The organism is Kitasatospora sp. NPDC059722 (genome assembly GCF_042733235.1).
GTDB lineage: Bacteria > Actinomycetota > Actinomycetes > Streptomycetales > Streptomycetaceae > Kitasatospora.
On record NZ_JBHWGD010000089.1, the window covers coordinates 1 to 22,494 of the forward strand.

Genomic DNA, 22,494 nt, shown 5'->3' on the forward strand with positions numbered 1-22,494 from the left:
TCCCGAAGCATCTCCGACAGTGCCTGCGCCTGGCCCACGGTGGGCCGCATGAGGAACTTGTACGCACGGATCATCCAGCCCACCCCCTTTCGGTCCATGTGGTCAAGCTAGTGCACCCCACCGACAACGCAGCGTTCTCCGCCGCTTCGCGGCTCCGGGCCAAAGATGCATTCCCTCCCCGGCTGAAGCCGGGGATACCCTGCAAGATCAGGGATGGACGACAGCAGCCGCCCGGGCGGGATCCCGCTGTTCCTGCTGTGGCTGCTGGGCGTGCTCGGCATGCCGATGGTGATGCTGGTGGTCTTCGTCCTGCTGCTGCACCTCTACCGGGCCAGGCTGGCCCCGGTGTACGCGGTGGAGTGGGTCAGCGTGCCGTGACGGGGCGCCAGGTGTCGTGCAGGAGGGCGGCGGCGGGGGCGGCCTGGGTGTGGCCGGCGCGGTAGGCGGCCTGCCAGGTCGCGAGGTCGGCGGGGCCGGTGGTGTCCAGGAGGCGGGCGGCGTCCGGGTCGGGGGCGAGGGTGAGGGCGCCGGGCGTCGCGCCGGCGCCGGGGTGGCGGTGGGCGAGCGGGTCGACGACGACCAGGGTGCGGGCGCCGGCGGCGAGGTCGGCGTTGGTGCCGGCGCGCAGCGCGCCGTCGATGTGGTGGCGGCCGTCGACGGTGACGGGCACCTCGATGCCGGGAAAGGCGCTGGAGGCGGCGACGGCGCGGGCCAGGGGCACGCCGCAGGTGGCGTCCCAGACGGCGGGTTCGCCGGTCTCCGCGCACACGGCGGTGACGAGCAGGCGCTGTTCGGGCCAGGTGTCGGTGGCGATCAGTGCGGCGCGGCGTCGTACGAGGTCGGTTTCGGCCTCGGGGTCGGCGGTGTCCAGGGCGAGGCGGCCCACGCGGCGGCGGGCCTCGGCGGGGTCCAGGCCCTGGCCGAGGAGGGCGAAGACGGCGCCGGTGAGGGCGGGGTCGGGGCGCCGGGCGGGGGCGGCGCCGGTGGGGGTGGCGAGGCGGGCGGGGTCCTGTCCGGCCGTCAGGACGGCGGCGATCATGGCGCCGGCGGAGGTGCCCACGGTCAGGTCGGCCTCGGCGAGGTCGATGCCGGCTTCGCGCAGGCCGGCGGCCAGGCCGGCCGTCCAGGCGGTGCCCAGGTAGCCGCCGGGGCCCAGCACCAGGGCGCGGTCGGCGGCAAGGTCGTCATCGGTCCGCATGGCGGTTCCCCCCGTTGTCGAAGACGCCGTTGTTGAAACGGCTGTTTCATATACTGGCACACTCGGAAGACCTGAACGAGGGAGGGCGGCGGCGATGGGACGACCGGCCGATCCGCACCGGCGCGAGCGCACCGTGGCGCTGGCCGCCGACTACGTGCTGGCCCACGGGCTGGCCGGGCTGAGCCTGCGTCCGCTGGCCGAGGCGCTCGCGACCAGTCCGCGGATGCTGCTCTACGACTTCGGCAGCAAGCAGGAGCTGGTGGCGGCGGTGCTCGCCGAGGCGCGCCGGCGCGGGGCCGCGCGGCTGGCCGAGGGGCTGCCGGCGGCGCACGGGGCGAGTGCGGCGCAGCGGTTGCGCGGGATCTGGCGGTGGCTGAGCGCGCCGGAGCGGGCGCCGTTCGTGCGGCTGGCCTTCGAGGTGCACGCCGACCATCTGGCCCATCCGGAGCGCCACCCGGAGGGGCGGCGGGCGGTCACCGACTGGCTGGTGGTGCTGCGCGAGCACCTGGCGCAGGTGTGCGCGGGGCCGCAGGACGTCGTCACGCCGACGCTGGTGATGGCCGTGCTGCGGGGTCTGCTGTTCGACCTGACGCTGACGGGTGACCGCGAGCGCACCGCGCTGGCGGTGGAGCGCCTGGCCGCGCTGCTGGAGGCGCAAGAGGCCCAAGGGGCATAGGAAACGCGCCCCGGGGGCCCGGGGGGGGGCCGCGCGGGCGGCGCGCGCGCCGGCGCGCCGCGGCGGGGGGCGCCCCCCCCCCCCCCCCCCCGCGCCCCCCCGCGCCCGGGGCGGCCGGCCGGCTGGTCAGGTGCGGCTGTTGGTGGCGCGGGTGCGCCGGGAGACGGAGTCCAGGACGACGGCGGCGAGCAGGACGGCGCCGGTGATCATGTACTGGATGGCCTGGGCCGCGTGGACCATGTCGAGTCCGGTGGTGATGGACTGGATGACGAGGATGCCCAGCAGTGCCGACCAGGTCTTGCCGCGTCCGCCGAAGAGGCTGGTGCCGCCGATGACGGCGGCGGCGATCGCGCTCATCAGGACGTTGCCGCCGCCGAGCTGCTTGTCGGCGGAGCCCTGCTGGGAGGCGATGAACAGGCCGCCGAGGCCGGCGAGGGTGGCGGAGGTCATGTAGACGGAGATGCGTACCCAGGCGACGTTGATGCCCGCGCGGCGGGCGGCCTCGACGCCGCCGCCGACCGCGAAGACCTGGCGGCCGTAGGCGGTGCGGCGCAGCACGAAGTCGGTGGCGAGGACGACGCCGAGCAGGACGACGAGCGGCAGGGGCAGGCCGCGGTCCTGGTTGAGGGCGTAGGCCAGCGGCAGGGCGAGGACGGCGAGGGCGCCGGTGCGCAGGGCGATGTCGGCGGTGGGGCGGGCGGTGAGGCCGAGGGCCTTGCGGCGCTGGGCGGTGCGCAGTTGGGCGGCGAGGTAGAGGGCGGGGGCGAGGACGGCCAGGGCCCAGGCGTAGACGATGTCGCCGTCGCCGAGGAAGTTGGTGTCGAGGGTGGCGATGAGGCCGTCGTGGCGGTTGTTGACGGTGCCGAGGTCGCCGAGGACGTAGTCCTGCAGGCCGCTCCAGGCGAGCATGCCGGCGAGGGTGACGACGAAGGCGGGGACGCCGATGCGGGCGAAGAAGAAGCCGTGCAGGGCGCCGATGGCGCAGGCGGTGGCGAGGGCGATGAGGACGGCCTGCCATTCGGCGAGGCCTTCGCGCACGGCGAGGACGGAGGCGATGGCGGCGCAGACGCCGGCGACGGAGCCGAGCGAGAGGTCGATCTCGCCGAGGAGGAGGACGAAGACGACGCCCACGGCGATGAGGCCGGGTCCGGCGATGTACTTGGTGATGTTGGTGAGGTTGTCGGCCTGGAGGAAGTGGCCGGTGGCGGACTGGAAGATGACGGCGATGAGGATGAGGCCGAGGACGACGGGGGTGGAGCCGAGTTCGCCGCTGGTGAGGCGGCGGCGGGCCTCGTCGAGGTAGCCGCTCAGGCCGGTGGAGCGCACCAGCAGGCGCGGGTCGGCGGCGGGGGTCTTGGCGGCCGGGGTGTCGGCGCCGGTGTCGGTGGGGGTGCTCATGCGGCGTCCTCCTGCGAGGCTCGGCGGGCCTGGCGGCGGGTGACCGCGTTGTCGGTGGCGCCGGTGATGGCGGAGACGATCTGTTCCTGGGTGGTGTCGGCGACGGTGAAGACGCCGTTGTTGCGGCCCAGGCGCAGGACGGCGACGGTGTCGGCGACCGCGCGCACGTCGGCCATGTTGTGGCTGATGAGGATGACGCCCAAGCCGCGTTCGCGCAGGCGCTCGACGAGGTCGAGGACCTGGGCGGTCTGTTCGACGCCGAGGGCGGCGGTGGGCTCGTCGAGGATGACGACGGCGGGCTCGCCGACCAGGGCGCGGGCGATGGCGACGACCTGGCGCTGGCCGCCGGAGAGGGCGGCGACGGGGATGCGCACGTCGGGGATGCGGATGGACAGGGTGTCCAGGAGCTCGCGGGCCTGCTGTTCCATGGCGACCTCGTCGAGGAGGCCGTTGCGGAGCTTCTCGCGGCCGAGGAAGAGGTTGGCGACGACGTCGAGGTTGTCGCACAGGGCGAGGTCCTGGTAGACGGTGGCGATGCCGAGGGCCTGGGCGTCCTGGGGGCGGGTCAGGCGTACCGCCTCGCTGCGCCAGGTGATGGTGCCCTCGTCGACGGGGTGGACCCCGGCGATGGTCTTGACGAGGGTGGACTTGCCGGCGCCGTTGTCGCCGACGAGGGCGAGGACCTCGCCGGCGTGGACGTCGAGGTCGACGTCGGTGAGGGCCTGGACGGCGCCGAAGCGCTTGGAGACCGCGCGCAGTTGGAGGACGGGTGCGCCTGTCACGTGAACCTTCTCGTGTGGTGGGGTGCTTGGAGCGTGGGACCGGGCGCCGGTGTTACTGGAGGCCGGCGGCGGCGCAGGCGGCGGCGTAGTCGGCGGTGCAGATGTCGGCGACCTTGTAGAGGCCGTCGGCGACGACGGTGTCCTTGATGTTGGCCTTGGTGACGACCTTGGCGTCCAGGAGCTTGGCGGGGATGGCCTTGTCGGTGTCGCTGTCGACGCCGGCGGTGGCGAGGGACTTGACGTCCTTGCCCTTGAGGAGGTCGACGGCCAGTTCGGCGGCGGAGTCGGCGAGGGGGCGGTAGGCCTTGTAGATGGTGTAGGCCTGGTCGCCGGTGACGATGCGCTGGATGGCGTCGAGGCCGGCGTCCTGGCCGCCGACGGGGACCTTGATGCCGGAGCTCTGGAGCTGGGTGATGATGGCGCCGGCCATGCCGTCGTTGGCGGAGTAGACGGCCTGGAAGCCGGTCTTGCCGAGCTGGGTGACGGCGGCGCCGATCTTCTGGGAGGCGACGGTGGGCTTCCACTCGCCGGACTGCTCGTAGACGACCTTCTTGACCTTGCCGTCGAGGACCTTGTGGGCGCCGGCCTTGAACTGGGCGGCGTTGGGGTCGGCCTCGTCGCCGTTGATCATGACGATGTTCGCGTCGGAGGCCTGCGGGCCGACCGCGTCCAGCAGGGCCTGGCCCTGGAGTTCGCCGACCTTCTCGTTGTCGAAGGAGACGTAGGCGGCGACCGGGCCGGTGGCCAGGCGGTCGTAGGCGACGACCTTGACGCCCTTGGCGGCGGCCTCCTGCACCCAGCCCTGGGTGGACTTGGCGTCGTAGGCGTCCAGGACGATCACCTTCACGCCCTGGGCTATCAGGGTGTCGAACTGCTGCTTCTGCTTGGCGGCGCTGCCTTCGGCGTTGTTGTAGAGCACCTTGCAGTCCGCGCACAGGGACTTGACCTTGGCCTCGATGAAGGGGCGGTCGAAGGACTCGTAGCGCGTGGAGGAGGCGTTCTCGGGCAGCAGCAGGCCGATGGAGGTGCTGTCGCCGGAGGCGGCCGAGTCCTTCTTGTCGCCGCCGGCCTTGCCGCACGCGGCCATGGACAGGGCCATCGCGACGGCGGTGGTGGCGATGAGGGCGCGACGCGTCATTGCGTTCATGGGTGGGGTGCCTCTCGTGGACGTCGCCGCGGCGCAGCGGCGGAGTGGGGGGAGTTAAACCTGCCCACGCGTATGGCGTCAATAAGTAAATCCATGCTCCGGGGAATCGGCCATCATTCGTTATCTTCGTGAACGCTTGCGCGGGATCGAAACCTGGAGGATTCTCCAAGGGCCAGGTCAGGGCGTCGGGCGCGGCGGCGGGGTCCGGGAGCTGATCCATCTGACGAAGTGTCAGGTTACGGTCAGGTCGTTCCTGGTCAGGGGCGGCGGATGCGGGCCGTGAACGCGCAAGGGGATGCCCGCCGTCCCCCCGTGACAGCGGGCATCCCTGCTTCTTGACGTGGCGTCAGGGGCGGTCGAGGGTGATCGAGTTGATCGGACCCAGGTCGTACCAGACGCCGTTGCGGGCGGCGATGTCGTAGACGCAGTCGGCGCCGCCCGCGCCGCGGCACAGGTGGGCGTGGGCGCCGCCGGTCTGGTTGTTGAGGACCCAGTGGTTGCCGTACTGGCCGCTGAGGTTGTGGGCGCCGTAGCTCCAGAACACGTCGCTGGGGGCGGAGGCGGGGTTCTGGTTCTGCGGGTAGATGCAGACGGCGCCGGACGGGCAGCCGGCCCAGGAGCCGTCGGCGGCGCCGGCGCTGCCGGCGGTCAGGGTCGTCAGGGCGGCGGTCGTCAGGGCGAGTGCGGCGGCGGCGTGGGTGATCCTGCGCATCAGGTGGTTCTCCCTTGCTGGTGTGCGCTGGTCTGGCCAGTGCCGTCAGCGTAGGAAGAAGCGGGCGGCGGCGGTCCCTGACAGGTGACAGGGGGTCCGCCGCCGCGCCGGGGGGCTCAGAGTTTGGTGGCGGAGAAGGTGTCGCACTGGGTCATGTCGCCGCCGCGGTAGCCGGTGGTGAACCAGGTCTTGCGCTGGTCGGAGGAGCCGTGGGTCCAGCTCTCCGGGTTGACCTTGCCGGTGGCCTGCTTCTGGATGCGGTCGTCGCCGACGGCCGCGGCGGCGTCCAGGCCCTGGGCGATGTCCTGGTCGGTGATCGAGGTGATCAGCGGGCGGCCGGTGGAGGGCTGCTTGGTGGTGGTCGCGTAGTGCGCCCACACCCCGGCGTAGCAGTCGGCCTGCAGCTCCAGGCGCACCGAGGCGCTGGTGGCGCCCTGGCGGTCGCCGCCGACCTTCTGCATGGCGCCGGTCAGGGTCTGGATGTGGTGGCCGTACTCGTGGGCGACGACGTAGGACTCGGCGAAGGGGCCGCCCTTGGCGCCGAAGCGGCTGGACAGCTCGTCGAAGAAGCCGAGGTCGAAGTAGGCCTTCTGGTCGCCGGGGCAGTAGAACGGGCCGACGGCGGAGGTCGCGGGGCCGCAGGCGGTGTTGACGCGGCCGGTGAACAGCACCGTCTCGGCGCTCTTGTAGGCGGTGCCGCGCCTGGGCAGCTCGGTGCGCCAGAAGTCCTGGAGGCTGTTGGTGACGGCGACGATGCGGCAGTCCTGGCGCTTGTTGGCGTCGGCGCCGGTCTTGCAGGCCTGCCCCACCTCGCCGGCGGTGCGGGTGCCGGCGGAGGAGGTGGAGCCGCCGCCCGAGGACAGGCCCAGCAGCTGGGGGTCCACGCCCAGCAGGACCGCGAACAGCACGGCGATCAGGCCCACCGCCCCGCCGCCGATGGCGACCTTCCCGCCCGGGATGCCGCGCCGGTCGTCGACCTGTGAGGTGTCGAGGTCGCCCTGGTCGTCGAACTGCATGCCTGTGCCCGCTTCTGTCTCGTCGTCGTACGCGTGTGCCCGCCCGCTCGGTGACGGGCCGCACCAGCCTACGGGGGCGGGCGGCCGCGGACCGTCACCGAACGGGGCTCACGCGCGGGCGGGGCTCACGCACGGGCCGCGAGTCCGGCGCCGCCCACCACGCGCAGCAGCTCCAGGCGCCCGGCGCTGTCACTGCCCGGCGCGGCGCTGTTGACCACCAGCACCTGGTCCGTGCCCCCGGCGACCAGCACCTCGCACTCCAGCTCCAGGCGCCCCACCTGCGGGTGCAGCACCGTCTTGCGGCTGCTGCGCCGCACGGCGACCTCGTGGCGCTCCCAGTAGGAGGCGAACTCCGGTCCGGTGGCGTGGAGTTGGGAGAGCAGCTCGGCCACGCGCGGATCCCCGGGGCGGGCGGCGTGGGCGGCGCGCAGGTGGGCGACGTGACCGCGGGCCAGGTCCTCGTGCTCCTCGGGCGCGAACAGCTCGCGCGAGGCGGGTTCGGCGAACCAGCGCAGCACGAGGTTGCGCCGCCCGGGCGGGTGCGCGGCGACGTCGCCGAGGAGGGCGGCGGCCATCGCGTTCTGCACGAGGACGTCACCGAGGTCGGACAGCACCTGGGCGGGGGTGTCGTGGAGGCGGTCGAGGATGAGCAGCAGGCCGGGGCGCACGTGGGTGAGCGGGCTGTGACGGCGCGGCGGTTCGTGGCCGGAGAGGTGGAAGAGGTGGTCGTGCTCGTCCTCGCTCAGGCGCAGGGCGCGGGCCAGGGCCGCCAGGAGCTGGGGCGAGGGCTGGGGGCCGCGGGCCTGTTCGAGGCGGGCGTAGTAGTCGACGGACAGGCCGGCGAGGTGGGCGACCTCCTCGCGGCGCAGCCCGGGGGTGCGGCGGCGGGCGGTGGGCGCCAGGCCGCAGTCGGCGGGGGTGAGGCGGGCGCGGGAGCGGGTGAGGAAGTCGGCGAGGGCCGGTCGGTCGATCATGCGTCCAAGGATGACCCGGCGGGGCGGGGCGTATCCAGGCATCGGCGGTCCGTGGTTATCCAGGGATTGGCGATCCGTGGTTGGAGAGGTCTCTGCCGCGGCGCTCCGGGGGCGGGCAGGGTTTGTTCCTGTCAGCGGTGAACGGCTGTGAGCGGAGAAGACTGTGACGACGATTCTGGTGACGGGTGCGACGGGCAAGGTCGGGCGGCGGCTGGTGCCGCGGCTGGTGCGGTGGGCCGGTGCCGGGCGGGTGCGGGTGCTGGTGCGCGACGCCGCCCGGGCCGGCGACCTGGCCGCCCTGGGGGTGGACGTGGTCAGCGGGGACCTGCGGGAGGCGGGCGACCGGGCTCGGGCGCTGGACGGCGCGTCGGTGGTGGTGAACGTGGCGGCGGCCTTCCGCGGGGTGCCCGAGGAGGAGGTGTGGGCGGTCAACCGGGACGCGGCCGTGGCGCTGGGGCGCGAGGCGGCGGCGGCCGGGGTGCAGCGGTTCGTCCAGGCGAGCACGACGCTGGTGTACGGGCGGGGGCTGGGGCGCCCGGCCGTGGAGGAGGACCGCCTCGCCCCCGACCCGGCGTGGGGGATCTACCCGGTGTCCAAGGCCGAGGCGGAGGCGGGGCTGGCGGAGCTGGGCGGGCGGCTGCCGCTGGTGGTGGCGCGCCTGGCGTTCGTCTACGGCGAGGGCGACCCGCACCTGGCGGACTCCCTGCACTGGGCGGGCGCGTGGCCCGCGCACCAGCGGCTGGCGACGGTGCACCACGCGGACGTGTCGCAGGCGCTGTGGCGGGCGGCGGTGACCCCGGGGATCGCCGGGCGCACCTACAACGTGTGCGACGACGCGCCGCTGACGGCCTGGGACCTGCACGTCCTGAACGGGGCCGTGCACCCGGGCGGCGGCGCTGCGGCGACGGCGGAGTTCGACCCGTGGGAGGGCCAGGGCTCGACGGCGGCGGCGCGCCGGGACCTGGGGTGGCGCCCGCAGTACCCGTCGGCGTGGGCCGCGCTGGAGGCGGGGGCGCTGTAACGGGGTCCGCCCCCCGGGCCCAGTGCGGGCGGGGGGCGGACCGGGTGGCTCACGCCGTGGGCACCGGTGCGGGTGCGGGGGCGTAGCCGGCCGGGCGGGTGGTGAAGGTGCCGCGGCCCTGGGTGCGCGAGCGCAGGCGGCTCGCGTAGCCGAACAGTTCGGCCAGCGGCACCACGGCCGTCACCTGGGCGCCCGCCCGGGTGACGTCGGTGGCCTGGACGTGGCCGCGGCGGGCGGCGAGGTCGCCGAGGACGGTGCCCAGCGCCTCCTCGGGCACGCTGACCGTCACCTGGACGACGGGCTCCAGCAGCTGGAGGCGCCCGGCGCGCAGCGCCTCGCGCACGCCGTTGCGGGCGGCGGTGCGGAAGGCGAGCTCGGAGGAGTCCTTGGGGTGGGTGGCGCCGTCGGTGAGGGTGACGCGCACGCCGGTGACGGGGTGGCCGCCGAGCGGGCCCTCGGCGAGGGCGTCGCGGCAGCCGGCCTCGACGGCCTGCACGTACTCGCGCGGGACCCGTCCGCCGGTGACGGTGGACGTGAACACGAACTCCTCCTCTTGCGTGTCGTCCAGGGGCTGGACGTCGAGCACCAGGTGCGCGAACTGGCCGGCGCCGCCGTCCTGTTTGACGTGCCGGTGGACGAAGCCGCTGACGCCCGCGGCCAGGCGTTCGCGGTGGGCCACGCGCGGGCGGCCCACGACGGTGTCGATGCCGTGCTCGCGGCGGATCTTCTCCGCCGCGACCTCCAGGTGCAGCTCCCCCAGCCCGGCCAGCGTGCGCTGCCCGGTCTCGGGGTCGGTGCGCACCCGCAGCGACGGGTCCTCCTCGGCGAGGCGGGCCAGCGCGGTGGCGAGCTTGTCGGTGTCGGCGGCGCGGCGGGCCTCGACGGCGACGGTGACGACGGGCTCGGCGCTGACCGGGGCCTCCAGCAGGATCGGGGCGCCGGGCGCGCACAGGGTGGCGCCGGCGCGGGCGGCCTTGGGGCCGATCACGGCGACGATGTCCCCGGCCAGGGCCCGGTCGGTCTCGGTGCGGCGGTCGGCCTGGACGCGCAGGATGCGCGCGACGCGCTCCAGGCGGCCGGTGGCGGTGTCCAGCACGAGGTCTCCCTTCTCCAGTCGGCCGGCGTAGACGCGCAGGTAGGTCAGGCGTCCGGTGGGGGCGGCGCTCACCTTGAACGCCAGGGCGGTGAACGGCTGCCCGGGGTCGGCGGCGCGCTCCAGGACGGTGTCGTCGCCGGGGCCGGCGGTGCCGCGCACGGCGGGCACGTCCAGCGGGGAGGGCAGGTAGGCGCAGACGGCGTCCAGGAGCGGTTCGATGCCGCGGTTGCGGTAGGCGGAGCCGCACAGCACCACCACCGCCTCGCCGGCGGCGGTCAGGTCGCGCAGGGCGGCCGTCAGGGTGGCGGCGCCCAGGGCGCCGTCGGTGCAGAACTCCTCCAGGGCGCCGGGGTGCAGGGCGGCCACCTCCTCCTCCAGGGCGCGCCGGCGGGCGGCGGCCTCGTCGGCGAGGTGCGCGGGCACCGGGTGCTCGCGCATGCCGTCCTCCTCGCTCCAGGTCAGGGCGCGCAAGGTGATCAGGTCGACGACGCCGGTGAACGCGTCCTCGGCGCCGACGGGCAGCTGCACGGCCAGCGGGTGCGGGTGCAGGCGCTCGCGGATGGAGGCGACAGCGGTGTCCAGGTCGGCGCCGGCGCGGTCCAGCTTGTTGACGAAGGCGATCCTGGGCACGCCGTGGCGCTCGGCCTGGCGCCACACCGACTCGCTCTGCGGCTCGACGCCGGCCACCGCGTCGAACACCGCGACCGCGCCGTCCAGGACGCGCAGCGAGCGCTCGACCTCGTCGGCGAAGTCGACGTGGCCGGGGGTGTCGATGAGGTTGATCCGGTGCCCGGCCCAGGCGCAGGAGACGGCGGCGGCGAAGATGGTGATGCCGCGGTCGCGTTCCTGGGGGTCGAAGTCGGTGACGGTGGTGCCGTCGTGGACCTCGCCGCGCTTGTGGGTGGTGCCGGTGAGGTAGAGGATCCGTTCGGTGACGGTGGTCTTGCCGGCGTCGACGTGGGCGAGGATGCCGAGGTTGCGGACGGCGGCGATCGCGGTGGTGGTGCCGGTGGTCGTGGTGGTGGCGGTGCTGGTGGTGGTCTCGGTGCGCATGGCCCGGCCTTTCGGAGGTGATCCGTGGGTGGGTGGGCGCGCGATTGGACGGGTGCTGACGTGACGTCACCTGTGGTGGCGTGTGCGGCTCTCGGCCGTCTGCGGGTGGCCTCGTTCAGGCGTTCGTCGCACTCGTCCCCCGGTGCCGGCCGCGCAGCGGGCACCGGAAGGACGGGGACACCAGGATCACCTCGTACCGGGACGCGGGAGAGGCGGCAGGAGCCGTGGAGGGGGTGGCGGCGGTGCGCTGGGCGGCCATGGCCACTCCCCTCCCCTCACTGCTGGTCTCGGCGCGTCACGGGCGTGACTGCCCGGCGAGTCTAGGGAAGGCGGGCGGCGCGGCGCGACGGGATTTCCCGCGGCCTCGTGCGCGGGTCAGTGCTCGGGTCAGCGCGCGGACTGCTTCCAGGCGGTGGCGGTGAAGGTGAGGTCGCGGTCGGGGTCCTTGACGCGCAGTTCGAGGTACATGACGCTGTGGCCCGACTGGTCGCTGCTGTCGAGGCAGAACCGGGTACCGGCGGTGAGCTGGCCAGTGGCTTTGTGCGCTTCTGGCTCCAGTTGCGGAGTACCGTCAAACAGCCAGCGAGATCCTGCCGCGAAACCACGGGACAGCGGCGGAGTTCGCTGCGTTGTCAGTGGCACCGGCTACGTTGACGACGCGGTTGCTGAAGGGGGTGGGCCGCGTTGATCCGGGCGTACAAGTTCCTGATGCGGCCCACCGTGGGCCAGCAGGGCGCGCTGGCCGGGATGCTGCGTGATCACTGCTCGCTGTACAACGCGGCACTGCAGGAACGCCGCGACGCCTACCGGCATGTCTCGAAGACGATGGTCCGCTACGGCGAGCAGTCCGCTCAGCTCAAGGACATCCGGGCCTTCGATCCCGAGTGCCATGGCCGCTGGTCGTTCAGCTCGCAGCAGGCCACCCTGCGCCGGCTGGACAAGGCGTTCGCCGCGTTCTTCCGCCGGGTCAAGTCCGGCGACAAGCCTGGCTATCCGCGCTTCCGCTCCGACAAGCGGTTCGACACCGTGGAATGGCCGAAAGATGGCGACGGCTGCCGCTGGGACTCCACCCCGCACGACCCCGTCACCCGCGTACGCCTGCAAGGCATCGGCCACATCAAGGTCCACCGGCACCGGCCCGTCGCCGGCAACGTCAAGACGGTCTCGGTCAAGCGGGAAGGCCGCCGCTGGTACGTCATCCTGACCGCCGAACAGACCCGGCCCGAACCCCTCCCGGTGACCGGCAACGCCATCGGCATCGACATGGGCATAGCCAACTTCCTCGCCGACTCCGATGGCGACTTCGTGCCCAACCCCTGCCACGGCCGGAAGGCCGCCGCGAAGCTCGAAGCCGCACAGCAGGCTCTGTCGCGGTGCAAGCGCGGCAGCAAGCGCCGTCGCAAAGCCGTGGAGACCGTGGCCGGGCTGCACCGCAAGGTCCGCCGCCGGCGCCTGGACCACGCGCACAAGACCGCACTGGGCCTCGTGCGCGGGCACGACTTCATCGCGCACGAGGATCTCAGGATCCGCAACATGCTCCGCGCTCCGGCCCCGAGGCCCGACCCCGAACGGCCGGGCGGCTTTCTGCCCAACGGTGCTGCGGCGAAGGCCGGACTCAACCGCTCGATCTCCGATGCCGGTTGGGGGGTGTTCCTGACGATCCTCACCGCCAAGGCAGCATGCGCCGGACGGGAAACGATGGCCGTGGACCCCCGCAACACCTCCCGCCAGTGCCCCCAATGCGGGCACACCACCGCGGAGAACCGGCCCACCCAGGCGGTCTTCCGCTGCACTGGCTGTGATTACCAGGCGCACGCCGACACGGTGGCAGCCGTCAATGTCTTACGGGCCGGGCTGGCCCGTCGCGAAGCCCAACCGGCATAGCGAGAAGCCCTCGCGTTCACGCGGGGGAGGAGTCACGACGAGGAACAACAGGGGCTGGGTGCCGTCGTGGTGCTCGCCGACGTCGAAGACGGTGGTGATGCCCGGGTGGACCAGCTGGGCGGCGATCTCGGCCTCGCGGCGGAAGCGGGCCACCTCGGTGGCGTCCGCGCCGGCGGCCAGCGGCAGGATCTTGACGGCCACCGGGCGGCGCAGCCGCCGGTCGGTGGCGCGCCACACCTCGCCCATGCCGCCGCGGCCGATCAGGCCGGCCAGCTCGTAGCGGTCGGCCAGTTCCATCCCCGTGCGCACCGGCACTCCCCCGTGATCCGTGACACCCGCGCCCCTCGCGCGCGGGTCATTCCACCAGCGCGCGAGGGGCCCGGTCCAGTCGCGGAGGTGCGCACGGCGCGGGGCGGGGCGGGCACATCTCCCGGCCGGCGTCCGTACGTTCCCGGACGACCGGTACCGCGGGCGGCCACCGGGCCTGCCCTCCCCCGGAGAGCTCCGCAAGCCAGGCGTACCGGCGGCAGCCGCCTCCCGTCCCCGCCGCCGACGGCCGGGAGCGGGGACCCGCGGTTCTCGCATCCCCTCGCCCCCGGAGGGTTCCGCCAGGCCGCCAGACGTACCGGCGGCCGTCCCGCCGGGAGGGGCGGACGTCAGTCGAAGAGGCGGCGGTGGTGGGCTAGGGCGGCGGCCTCGGTGCGGGAGGTGACGGCGAGTTTGGCGAGGATGTTGGAAACGTGGACGCCGGCGGTCTTGGCGGAGATGAACAGGGCCTCGCCGATGGCGCGGTTGCTGTGGCCCTGGGCGACCAGGCGCAGCACGTCGGTCTCGCGCGGAGTCAGGCCCAGGCCCTGGGCACCTTCGGGGGCGGTGGTGGTCAGGCGGTGGCGGGCGGCCAGGCGGGCGGCGTGGCGGGTGAGGGCCGGGGCGGGCAGGGCGGTGGCGAGGGCGTCGGCCTCGCGCAGGAACTCCTCGGCGGCGGTGCGCTCGCCGGTGGCCAGGGCGGCGTCGGCGGCGCGCAGCAGGGCTTCGGCGAGGGGGTGGGGGTGGGCGAGGGCGCGCCAGGCGGTGACGGCGGCGTGCTGGGCGGCGGCCTCGGTGCTCAGGAGGGCGCGGCAGGAGGCGCGGTGGGCCTGCTGGAGGGGGCCGGGGGCGGGCAGGTGCTCGACGAGGGCGGTGAGGGCGGTGGTGAGGCCGGCGGCCACCGGGTCGGGGTGCAGGGCCTGGGCGGTGAACAGGCCGGTGTGGGCCAGCGGCCAGGCGAGGGCGGGGTGGTCGGCCAGGTGCGGGTCGGCGAGGGCGGTGCGCAGCAGGTGGGCGGCGCGGGTGTGGTCGCCGGTGGCGAGGGCGGTGCGCAGCTGGAGGTCGTGCAGCGGCAGGAGGAATTCGCGGCCGGTGTAGTGGGGGGTCAGGAGGCGTTCGGCGTGGGCGGCGGCCTCGGTGGCGGCGCCGGTGTCGTCGGCGGTGAGGGCGAGGGTGCCCAGGCAGGTGAGCAGGACGGCCCGGTACAGGGGCGGCGGGTCGAGGGCGAGGGCGTCCTCGGCGGCGGTGCGGGCCTGGTCGTGGTGGCCGAGGTGGGTGAGGGCGTCGGCGAGGACGGCGGCCAGGACGGCGCCGCGGCTGCCGGCCAGTCCGGCCCGGCGGGCGGCGTCCAGGCCGTGGCGGGCGGCGGTGGCGGCGTCCTCGTAGCGGCCGTCGGCCTTGTGGGTGACGCAGGCGACGACGGCGACGAGGGCGGCGGTGTCGTCGTCGCCGGCCTCGGCGGCCAGGCGGGCGGCGGTGTCGCAGTGGGCGCGGGCCTGGTGGGGGTTTCCGGTGTGGGAGGCGTGGGCGGCGAGGGTGGCCAGGGCGAGGGCCTGGACGCCGGGGTCGCCGGCCCGGCGGGCGAGGTGGAGGGCGGTTTCGGCGTGGCCGAGGGCCTCGTGGTGGTGGGTCAGGACCCACAGGCGGCTGGCGAGGGTGGCGAGCAGGCGGGCGCGGACGGCGACGGCGGGGGCGTCGGTGGGGGTGTCCGGTGCGGTGGGGGTGTCGGGCAGGGCGCGGACGGCTTCGCGCAGGTCGTCCAGGCCGTCCTGGCCGGCGCGGTGCTTGAGCAGGCTGCGGGTCTCCAGGAGCAGGGCGCGGCGGGCGGCGGCGGGCGGTGCGGCGGGGCCCGTGGGGGTGGTGTCGAGGAGGTCGAGGGCGGTGGTGGCGTGGGCGATGCCGCGCAGGGCCTGGCCGGCGTCCAGGGCGGCGCGGGCGGCGGCGGCCGCCACGTCGGCGCGCTCGGGCGGGGCGGCGGCATCGGTGCCGGCATCGGTGTCGGGGTGGCCGCCGGCGGGGTGGCCGTCGGCGGGCCAGAGGTCCAGGACCCGTTCCAGCAGCGCGAGTTGCTCGGCGTAGGCGTGGGCGCGCCGGGCCCGGTCGGCGGCGCGGGCGGCGGCGGCCAGCGCGCGGGGGCGGTCGCCGGCGGCGTGCCAGTGGGCGGCCAGGGCCGCGTCGAGCCGGTCGGGTGCGGCGAGGGCGGGGTCGGCGGCCAGCGCGCGGGCGTAGGCGGCGTGCAGGCGGGCGCGTTCGCCGGGCAGCAGGTCCTCGTGGACGGCGGCGCGCAGCAGGGCGTGGCGGAAGCGGTAGCCGTCGCCGTCGGGCTGCAGCAGGCGGCGTTCGACGGCCTGGCGCAGCCACTGGTCCAGGTCCGCGTGGTCGGGCAGGACGGCGGTGAGCAGGCGGTGGCCGACGGTGTCCTCGACGACGCAGGCGGCCGAGGCGGCGCGCACCACCTGCCGTGCGGCATCGGGCAGTTCGCGCAGGGCGGTGAGCAGCAGGTCGCGCAGGGGGACGGGGGTGGCGGGGCCGCCGGCGTCGGCGAGGGCCTCGACGAACAGGGGGTTGCCCTGGCTGCGGCGGTGGATCTCCTCGGCGCGGGCGGGGTCGAGTCCGTGGTCGGCCAGCCAGCGGGCGACGTCGGCGCGGCGCAGCGGGGCGGGGTCGACGCGGCGTACGGGGCCCAGGCGGGTGAGGGCGGTGAGCAGGGGGTGCAGGGGGTGGTCGTCGGGCAGGTCGGTGGAGCGGTGGGTGGCCAGGAGGAGGACGCCGGGGCGGGTGAGGGTGCGGGCGAGGTAGAGCAGGAGGTCGCGGCTGGAGGTGTCGGCCCAGTGGAGGTCCTCGACGACCAGGACGACGGGGTGGTGTGCGGCGGCGGCCTCGACGAGGGTGCGGACGGCGTCGAAGAGGCGGGAGCGTCCGTGGGGGTCGGGTGCGGGCGGTGTCCGGGGGTCGTCGAGGGCGTGCGGGTGGGGGGTGCCGTCGAGTTCGGGCAGCCAGGGGGCGAGGGCGCGGCGCCCGGCGGGGCCGAGGGCGCCGGCCGTCCACGGGGTGCCGAACTCGCGTGCCAGGGCGCGCAGCAGGGCGGCGAACGGGGCGTAGGGGAGGCTGTCGGCGCCCAGGGCCAGGCAGCCGCCGAGGTAGGCGCGGGTGTCGGTGTGCGCGGCGAGGTGGGTGGTGAACTCCTCGACGAGGCGGGTCTTGCCGATCCCGGCTTCCCCGCCGACGAGGACCGTCAGCGGGCCGGCGGCGCACGCGTGGGCGTGGGCGTCGGCGAGGGCGCGCAGTTCGGCGCTGCGGGCCAGCAGGGGCGCGGGGCGGGACGGCGTGATCACCGGCGGCATCCTACGTCGGGGCGGGCGGGGGTGCGCCGAGGTGCTCGGGGCGGGCGGGACGGTCGGGCCGGGCGGGGCGGGCGGGTCGAGGTCCTGGCCGAGGACCTGGCCGAGGCGGCCGACGCCCTGGCCGGGGCCTGGGTTGTGTGCCGTTCGGCAGGGTTCGGGGCGCCCGGGCGCCGGATCTGAAGAGGTGTCTAGGCAATCCGCCCCATGTGCGGGGCGGGTGTGCGGAGCGAGGCTCTTCCCAGCGGTGATCGACACCGCCGCGCACCACGCGGTGCGCCGACGAAAGGCTCCGTCCGTGCACACCGTTCTTCCCGATCCGCGCCGCTGGCGCACCCTGCCGGTGATCCTGCTGGCGACCTTCATGGCCGCGTTCGACTACATGGTCGTCAACGTCGCCGCGCCCTCCCTGGCCCGCGACCTGGGGGCGGGGCCGGCCGCGCTCGAACTGGTCGTCGGCGGCTACGGGTTCACCTACGCGGCGGGCCTGGTCACCGGCGGCAAGCTGGGCGACCTGTTCGGCCACCGCCGCCTGTTCCTGCTCGGCATGGCGGGCTTCACGGCCGCGTCCCTGCTGTGCGGGCTGGCCGCCAGTGCCCCCGAGCTGATCGCCGCCCGTCTCGTGCAGGGCCTGGCGGCGGCGGCGATGGCCCCGCAGGTCCTCGCCCTGATCACGGCCGCCTTCCCGGCCGGGGAGCGCCCGCGCGCCCTGGCCTGGTTCGGGCTGACGATCAGTCTGGGCGGCATAGCCGGGCAGGTGCTGGGCGGAGCGCTGCTGCAGGCCGACGTGTTCGGCCTGGGCTGGCGGGTGATCTTCCTGGTGAACGGGCCCGTCGGCGTCGCCGCGCTCGCCGCGGCCGCCCGTCTGCTGCCCCGGCGCGCCCCCGCCGCCCGCCCCGGCCTGGACCCGGTCGGCGCGCTCGCCCTGACCCTCGCCCTCGCGCTCGCCCTGGTGCCGCTGGTGGTCGGACGCGAGGAGGGCTGGCCGCTGTGGAGCGTGCTGTCGCTGGCGGCCGCCGTGCCCGCGCTGGCCGCGGCCCTGGCCTGGATGCGCCGCCTGGCCGCGCGCGGCGGCGAGCCGCTGCTCGACCTCGCCCTGTTCGCCTCCCGCCCGCTGCGCGTCGGACTGCTCGTCAACGTCGCCGTCATGGCCTCCTTCGGCGGCCTGATGCTCACCACCACCCTGCTCCTGCAGGGCGGGCTCGGCCTGGACGCCGCCCACGCCGGGCTGGTGTTCGTGCCGCTGGGCGCCGGCACCATGACCGCCGCCCTGCTCGGCCGGCACCTAGCCGCCCGCCTGGGCTCGCGCGCCCTGCTGGCCGGCAACGCCCTGGGCACCGCCGGCATCGCCCTGCTCGCCCTCGAACTGCACCTGGCCGGCGCCTCGGCCGGAGCGCCGCTGATAGCCGCGCCGCTGGCCCTGGTGGGCCTGGGCAGCGGGCTGACCATGCCCGCCCTGACCGGCACCGTCCTGGGCGGCGTGCGCCCCGAGCGGGCCGGCGCCGCCTCCGGGATCCTGACGACCACCCAGCAGTTCTCCACCGCCACCGGCGTGGCCGTCCTCGGCGCCGTCTTCTTCTCCGCCCTGGGCCACCACCCCACCCCGGCCGGCTACGCGGACGCCGCCGAACACGCCCTGTGGCTCGCCGCGCTGCTGTACGCGGCGGCGACCGCCCTGGTCACGCGGCTTCCCCGGCCCCAGGCACCCGCCGCCGCGCCCGTCTCCGCCGCGGCCCCGGACACCAAGACCCCCGTCTCCGCCTGACCTCCTGCCCCCCTTTGCCCTCCCCCTCCCCCCTCCCCCTGAAGGACTGATCACGATGCGCGGCTTCATCACCGACCCCACCGCCCCGGCCGGCCTGCGCCTGAGCGACACCCTGCCCGAACCCGAGCCCGCCGACGGCGAGTTCCTCATGGCCGTCCACGCCTACGCCCTCAACCGCGACGAGCTCAACCTCATCCGCCGCCGCCCCGACGGCTGGCGCCCCGGCCAGGACGTCGCCGGCACCGTGCTGCGCGCCGCCGCCGACGGCACCGGCCCCGCCGCCGGCACCCGCGTGCTGGCGCGCCTGGACGAGCACGGCTGGGCCGAGCGCGCGGCCGTGCCCGTCCACAGCGCCGCCGTCCTGGCGGACGCCGTCCCCTTCACGCAGGCGGCGACCCTGCCCATCGCGGGCGTCACCGCACTGCGGGCCCTGCGCCAGGGCGGCCCGCTCCTGGGCGCGAACGTCCTGGTCACGGGCGCCACCGGCGGCGTCGGCCAGTTCGCCGTCCAGCTCGCGGCGGCCGCCGGCGCCCGCGTCACCGCCCACGTCAGCCGGCCCGAACGGGCCGAGGCCGCCCGGGCCCTGGGCGCCCGCCACACCGTCACCGGCCTCGCGGACGCCGCCGCCCACGGCCCCTACCAGCTGGTCCTGGACGGCATCGGCGGCCCCGGCCTCACCGACGCCGTCCGCCTCCTCGCCCCCGGCGCCACCGCCGTCCTGTACGGGAACGTCGCCGGGCCCTCCCAGCTGTCCATCGGCGACTTCTACGCCCAGGGCTGGAACGCCCGCCTCGTCGGCCTGATCAGCGGCGACCCCGCCGGCGCCGCCGGAGAGGCCGGTCCGGGCATGGCGGCCGACCTCGCCACCCTGGTGCGCCTGGTCGCCGACGGCCGGCTCACCCCCCACACGAGCCTCACCGCCGACTGGACCCGCACCCCCGACGCGCTCACCGCCCTGGCCCGCCGCGACATCCGCGGCAAGGCCGTCCTGACCCTGCCCCCGGCCGGCACCGACCCCACCCTCGACCGCCACCTGTGACCCACCCGGCAGCGGCCCACCGCCCTCACTCCCCCGCACACGCCCGGCCAGCCGCGGCCGCCGAAGCCCCCACCCCCCACCAGACATCCACTCACCCCAACACCCGCAAAGCCTCCCGCACGAGCGCCACCGCCTGCCCGGTGGGCGCGGTCACGAGCACCGCCCCGCCCAGCGACACGCCCCCGACCCAGCCCGGCGGACACACCCGCGACCGCGGCGAGAGGGCCACCCGCACCCACGTAGCCGGGAACTCCCCTTCCACACCTGCCACTTCCCCCACAGCGCCCGCGCCGCGGCCACCACCGCATCCGTCCCCATACCGACGGATCCGGCCGGCCCGCGGCCCCGCCCGGGCTCCCCACCTGCCGACCGCCCCACCTGCCGACCGCCCTACCGGACGCCCGTGCGCACAGCGAACTCCCGCACGCCTGGCGCCGTCACCGGCGCATACAGCGGGCCGTCCGTCAGCGCCCGCAGCGGCAGCCGTCGTCGCGCCCGGAAGAAAGAGAGCCGTTCCCGTCCGCGCCGGAGTACAGGCCACTACGATCACGCGCACACCACCAACCGGAGGGCAGCGCGGTGATCCACGCCAAGGGCAAGACCGGCCAGGTCCACTTCGACGGACAGTACGTGACCATCACCCGCAACGGCTTGCTCGCCCGGTCCGTCGTCGGCAAGGGCGAGAAGCGACTCCACGTCTCCCAGATCTCCGCCGTCCGCTGGAAGCCTGCCGGGCTGGCCGTCAACGGCTACGTCCAGTTCAGCCTCCCCGGCGGGAACGAGATCAGGTCCGGGTTCGGCAGCCAGACCCAGAAGGCCGTCAAGGACGAGAACAGTGTCGTCTTCACCCGCTCCCAGCAGGCCGGCTTCGAGGCCCTGCGCGCTGCGATCGAGCACGCCGTCGCCGCTCACCACGCGCCACGGCATCCGGCGCCGGCCGCCGTCGCCTCGGTCGCCGACGAACTCGCCAAGCTCGGGATGCTGGTGCGCCAGGGCGTCATCACCCAGCGGGACTTCGACACCGCCAAGGCACGGCTCCTCGGGCTGTAAGAAGTCATCTCCTGCGGAGAACCTGCGGTGGCAGACGAGGGGGGATGGCACCGCCGGCGAATCTGATCCCGCGTGTGAGGATCAGGCCATGTGCGCCGCACCCGTGGAGGGTGCGCGCCTGCAGGATCAGAGCCTGAGACAAGGAGAAGTGCCGGAGATGTTCGTCGGGGGAACCGCGCGGTTGCTGGTCACGAACGACGGTGAAGCGCCGCTGGAGCTGACCGTGGAGCCCTGGGCGGACACCTACCAGATCCTGCGGCAGCGGACCTGGGTCGTTGTCACCCACTCACCGGCCGCGGACGGCTCCTGGTCCGGGACGTTGCGTGGGGATGAGCCCTTCCAGGTCGTGCATCGACGCGATTCGGTCACGGTGTGGGCCAACGGCCATTGCTTCCACCTCGCTGACATGGCGGGGCATGCGATCGACGCGGCCGACTGGCATTGCCCGGCTCAGGGCCGGGCCTCCTGAAAGGTGCCTCGGGGCGGCGACCGATCACGTGCTGACAGCTTCAGCCGTCATCGCACGTGGCGAGTCGGCGGTGACGGATCAGGGCGGCCGCGATGCCGGCGAAGGCCGCGGAGCGATCGGCTTTGCGCTCGTAACGGCGGTGATGCCGGCGAAAGCCGCTGAGCCAGGCGACAGTCAGGGGGTCGGTCGAATCCCCGGGGCGGGGGCGGCTGTTACGGGCGGTCGGGTGCGCCGGCCGCGGGTGGCCTACCCGGCGCAGGCCGGGATCGGGTCCGTGCCCGGGCAGCAGGTGGTGTCCTCGTCGGCGATCACCTCGGTGCAGCCCCCGCAGAGCCACACCGTCTCGGGCTCGACGGGCCCGGACGCGGACACCTCGTTGTCACGTACCGCCAGCTGCCAGGTGTCCCAGGACTCCTCGCCCTGGGCGTCGATCACGCCGTCGAGCACGTGGTCGAAGGTGAAGTCCCCGAACCCGGGCTCGCCCTGGGCGTGGGCGCCGGGCTTGAGGAAGTGGTCGACCAGGTAGGCCATCCACTCGGGCGCTTCGTAGAACTTCTCGTGCCCGTTCCACTCGATCGCGGCGCCGTCGTCCGTGGGCTCCCACTGGCACCACAGGCCGGGCTGGCCCGCCGGGGGCCTGCCGGAGTCGCGGACGTCCGGGTCGGGGCCCTGTCCCGCGTGGCCGGTGCCGTCGACGTAGTAGGGGCCGTTGGCACGGTCCATGCGCCGGGTGCCGGCGAACTTCCGCAGGTAGGCGGCCTCCTGCTCGTTGAGCGGCGGCTCGACGGCGATCCGGCCGGTGAATTCCGTGGTGTAGCCCATGCCCGGGATCGTAGCCACGCCCTCCGACATCCCGGACCGGCCCGACGGGCGGAGGGCCGCCGTGACGGGCGTTCAGCCGCCGGTGCGGGCCGGCCTGGGCACCTCCGGCTGCGGCGCGCCCGAGGGCGGGGTGCGGGAGGCATTGCGGGGACGGCCGAGGAGGACGCCGGCCAGGACCAGGACCAGTCCGGCCCCCTGCCGCGCGCCCAGGTCCTCGCCGCCGAGCGCCGTGCCCAGCAGCACCCCGGCGAGCGGGTTGAGCAGGCCGAGCAGGCCGACGGTGCCGGCCGGCAGGTGGCGCAGGCCCGCGAACCAGAGCGCGAACGCGAGCGCGGTCGCGACCACGGTCACGTAGCCGAAGGCGAGCAGCACACGCGCGTCCATGGCGGGCGGCGGGCCTTCGGCGGCGGCGGCCAGCGGCAGCAGGAGCAGGCCGCCGGCGGTCAGCTGCCAGGAGGTGGCGGCCAGCGGGTCGGCGCCCTCGCGCCAGCGCGCGGCCAGGACGTAGCCGACGGAGGAGACGAGCATGGCCGCCGTGGAGGCCGCGAGCCCGCCGGCGGTCACCGTGGCGCCGGAGCCCAGGAGCATCAGCGCGACCCCGCCGAGCCCGACGAACGCGCCCGCCAGGTGGGCGCGCCGGGGGGGGGGGGGGGGCGGCGCCGGCGGGGGGGGGGGGGGGGCGGGCGCGGGGGCGGGGGGGGGGGGGGCGGCGGTGGGGGGGGGGGGGTGGGGCGTGGCGGGGGAG

General features: G+C 75.2%; 22 protein-coding genes. 8 read left to right on the forward strand and 14 right to left on the reverse strand.

Going from position 1 to position 22,494, the window contains the following annotated elements:
• Window positions 1–213: 213 nt before the first annotated feature.
• Window positions 214–378 (forward strand): hypothetical protein, encoded by a 165-nt coding sequence (locus ACFV4F_RS35380; protein WP_380508873.1) that lies wholly within the window; start codon window positions 214–216, stop codon window positions 376–378.
• On the opposite strand, the gene ACFV4F_RS35385 is transcribed toward ACFV4F_RS35380, so the two are convergent.
• Window positions 365–1,198 carry a patatin-like phospholipase family protein gene (locus ACFV4F_RS35385; RefSeq protein ID WP_380508876.1) on the reverse strand — a complete coding sequence of 278 codons (834 nt, stop codon included), beginning with the start codon at window positions 1,196–1,198 and terminating at the stop codon, window positions 365–367. The genes ACFV4F_RS35380 and ACFV4F_RS35385 overlap by 14 nt on opposite strands.
• A 94-nt stretch (window positions 1,199–1,292) precedes the next feature.
• Here ACFV4F_RS35385 and ACFV4F_RS35390 point away from each other — a divergent pair, with 94 nt between their 5' ends.
• Window positions 1,293–1,874, forward strand: a complete 582-nt coding sequence (locus ACFV4F_RS35390) for a TetR family transcriptional regulator (protein ID WP_380508879.1) — start codon at window positions 1,293–1,295, stop codon at window positions 1,872–1,874.
• A 126-nt stretch (window positions 1,875–2,000) separates the two neighbouring features.
• On the opposite strand, the gene ACFV4F_RS35395 is transcribed toward ACFV4F_RS35390, so the two are convergent.
• The 6 genes from ACFV4F_RS35395 to ACFV4F_RS35420 all read right to left on the reverse strand — a co-directional run bounded on the left by ACFV4F_RS35395 (window position 2,001) and on the right by ACFV4F_RS35420 (window position 7,900).
• Entirely contained in the window at window positions 2,001–3,272 is a 1,272-nt protein-coding gene (locus tag ACFV4F_RS35395; RefSeq protein ID WP_380446744.1) for a sugar ABC transporter permease, read from the reverse strand.
• Window positions 3,269–4,054, reverse strand: a complete 786-nt coding sequence (locus ACFV4F_RS35400; RefSeq protein ID WP_380446741.1) for an ATP-binding cassette domain-containing protein — start codon at window positions 4,052–4,054, stop codon at window positions 3,269–3,271. Before ACFV4F_RS35400 ends, ACFV4F_RS35395 begins: the two co-directional genes overlap by 4 nt.
• A gap of 52 nt (window positions 4,055–4,106) precedes the next feature.
• Window positions 4,107–5,201 (reverse strand): sugar ABC transporter substrate-binding protein, encoded by a 1,095-nt coding sequence (locus ACFV4F_RS35405; RefSeq protein WP_380446738.1) that lies wholly within the window; start codon window positions 5,199–5,201, stop codon window positions 4,107–4,109.
• A gap of 346 nt (window positions 5,202–5,547) precedes the next feature.
• Window positions 5,548–5,913: a hypothetical protein gene (locus ACFV4F_RS35410; protein WP_380446736.1), complete on the reverse strand. Its 366-nt coding sequence runs from the start codon at window positions 5,911–5,913 to the stop codon at window positions 5,548–5,550.
• A 116-nt stretch (window positions 5,914–6,029) separates the two neighbouring features.
• Window positions 6,030–6,929: a neutral zinc metallopeptidase gene (locus ACFV4F_RS35415; RefSeq protein WP_380446733.1), complete on the reverse strand. Its 900-nt coding sequence runs from the start codon at window positions 6,927–6,929 to the stop codon at window positions 6,030–6,032.
• A 125-nt stretch (window positions 6,930–7,054) separates the two neighbouring features.
• The gene (locus tag ACFV4F_RS35420) at window positions 7,055–7,900 is read right to left on the reverse strand and encodes a helix-turn-helix transcriptional regulator (protein ID WP_380508922.1); all 846 of its coding nucleotides are present in this window, start codon (window positions 7,898–7,900) and stop codon (window positions 7,055–7,057) included.
• A gap of 166 nt (window positions 7,901–8,066) precedes the next feature.
• Between ACFV4F_RS35420 and ACFV4F_RS35425 the strand changes: the two genes are divergently transcribed.
• Window positions 8,067–8,924 carry an NAD-dependent epimerase/dehydratase family protein gene (locus ACFV4F_RS35425; RefSeq protein WP_380508882.1) on the forward strand — a complete coding sequence of 286 codons (858 nt, stop codon included), beginning with the start codon at window positions 8,067–8,069 and terminating at the stop codon, window positions 8,922–8,924.
• Between the two features lie 49 nt (window positions 8,925–8,973).
• Here ACFV4F_RS35425 and fusA read toward each other — a convergent pair whose 3' ends face one another.
• The 3 genes from fusA to ACFV4F_RS35440 form a co-directional block, all read right to left on the reverse strand.
• Window positions 8,974–11,073 (reverse strand): elongation factor G, encoded by a 2,100-nt coding sequence (gene fusA / locus ACFV4F_RS35430; protein WP_380508885.1) that lies wholly within the window; start codon window positions 11,071–11,073, stop codon window positions 8,974–8,976.
• A 115-nt stretch (window positions 11,074–11,188) separates the two neighbouring features.
• On the reverse strand, window positions 11,189–11,332 hold the full coding sequence (locus ACFV4F_RS35435) for a hypothetical protein (RefSeq protein ID WP_380446725.1): 144 nt from the start codon (window positions 11,330–11,332) through the stop codon (window positions 11,189–11,191).
• Window positions 11,333–11,460: 128 nt separating this feature from the next.
• Window positions 11,461–11,715 carry a hypothetical protein gene (locus ACFV4F_RS35440; RefSeq protein ID WP_380508888.1) on the reverse strand — a complete coding sequence of 85 codons (255 nt, stop codon included), beginning with the start codon at window positions 11,713–11,715 and terminating at the stop codon, window positions 11,461–11,463.
• 42 nt (window positions 11,716–11,757) lie between these two features.
• Between ACFV4F_RS35440 and ACFV4F_RS35445 the strand changes: the two genes are divergently transcribed.
• On the forward strand, window positions 11,758–12,957 hold the full coding sequence (locus ACFV4F_RS35445) for an RNA-guided endonuclease InsQ/TnpB family protein (protein ID WP_380508890.1): 1,200 nt from the start codon (window positions 11,758–11,760) through the stop codon (window positions 12,955–12,957).
• Here ACFV4F_RS35445 and ACFV4F_RS35450 read toward each other — a convergent pair.
• Window positions 12,916–13,266 carry a hypothetical protein gene (locus ACFV4F_RS35450; protein ID WP_380508893.1) on the reverse strand — a complete coding sequence of 117 codons (351 nt, stop codon included), beginning with the start codon at window positions 13,264–13,266 and terminating at the stop codon, window positions 12,916–12,918. The two genes, ACFV4F_RS35445 and ACFV4F_RS35450, sit on opposite strands and share 42 nt — an antisense overlap.
• Window positions 13,267–13,613: 347 nt before the next feature.
• Window positions 13,614–16,598 carry an AAA family ATPase gene (locus ACFV4F_RS35455; protein ID WP_380508896.1) on the reverse strand — a complete coding sequence of 995 codons (2,985 nt, stop codon included), beginning with the start codon at window positions 16,596–16,598 and terminating at the stop codon, window positions 13,614–13,616.
• Between the two features lie 304 nt (window positions 16,599–16,902).
• Here ACFV4F_RS35455 and ACFV4F_RS35460 point away from each other — a divergent pair, with 304 nt between their 5' ends.
• From ACFV4F_RS35460 to ACFV4F_RS35475, 4 genes are all read left to right on the forward strand, one after another.
• The gene (locus ACFV4F_RS35460; protein WP_380508899.1) at window positions 16,903–18,369 is read left to right on the forward strand and encodes an MFS transporter; all 1,467 of its coding nucleotides are present in this window, start codon (window positions 16,903–16,905) and stop codon (window positions 18,367–18,369) included.
• Window positions 18,370–18,424: 55 nt separating this feature from the next.
• The gene (locus ACFV4F_RS35465) at window positions 18,425–19,408 is read left to right on the forward strand and encodes a zinc-binding dehydrogenase (protein WP_380508902.1); all 984 of its coding nucleotides are present in this window, start codon (window positions 18,425–18,427) and stop codon (window positions 19,406–19,408) included.
• A gap of 579 nt (window positions 19,409–19,987) precedes the next feature.
• Window positions 19,988–20,458 carry a DUF4429 domain-containing protein gene (locus tag ACFV4F_RS35470; protein WP_380508905.1) on the forward strand — a complete coding sequence of 157 codons (471 nt, stop codon included), beginning with the start codon at window positions 19,988–19,990 and terminating at the stop codon, window positions 20,456–20,458.
• Window positions 20,459–20,546: 88 nt separating this feature from the next.
• The gene (locus ACFV4F_RS35475; protein WP_380508907.1) at window positions 20,547–20,927 is read left to right on the forward strand and encodes a hypothetical protein; all 381 of its coding nucleotides are present in this window, start codon (window positions 20,547–20,549) and stop codon (window positions 20,925–20,927) included.
• A 246-nt stretch (window positions 20,928–21,173) separates the two neighbouring features.
• On the opposite strand, the gene ACFV4F_RS35480 is transcribed toward ACFV4F_RS35475, so the two are convergent.
• Together ACFV4F_RS35480 and ACFV4F_RS35485 are read right to left on the reverse strand one after the other, a co-directional pair.
• Window positions 21,174–21,749, reverse strand: a complete 576-nt coding sequence (locus tag ACFV4F_RS35480) for a hypothetical protein (protein WP_380508908.1) — start codon at window positions 21,747–21,749, stop codon at window positions 21,174–21,176.
• Between the two features lie 72 nt (window positions 21,750–21,821).
• Window positions 21,822–22,337 carry an EamA family transporter gene (locus ACFV4F_RS35485; protein ID WP_380508911.1) on the reverse strand — a complete coding sequence of 172 codons (516 nt, stop codon included), beginning with the start codon at window positions 22,335–22,337 and terminating at the stop codon, window positions 21,822–21,824.
• Between the last annotated feature and the right edge of the window lie 157 nt (window positions 22,338–22,494).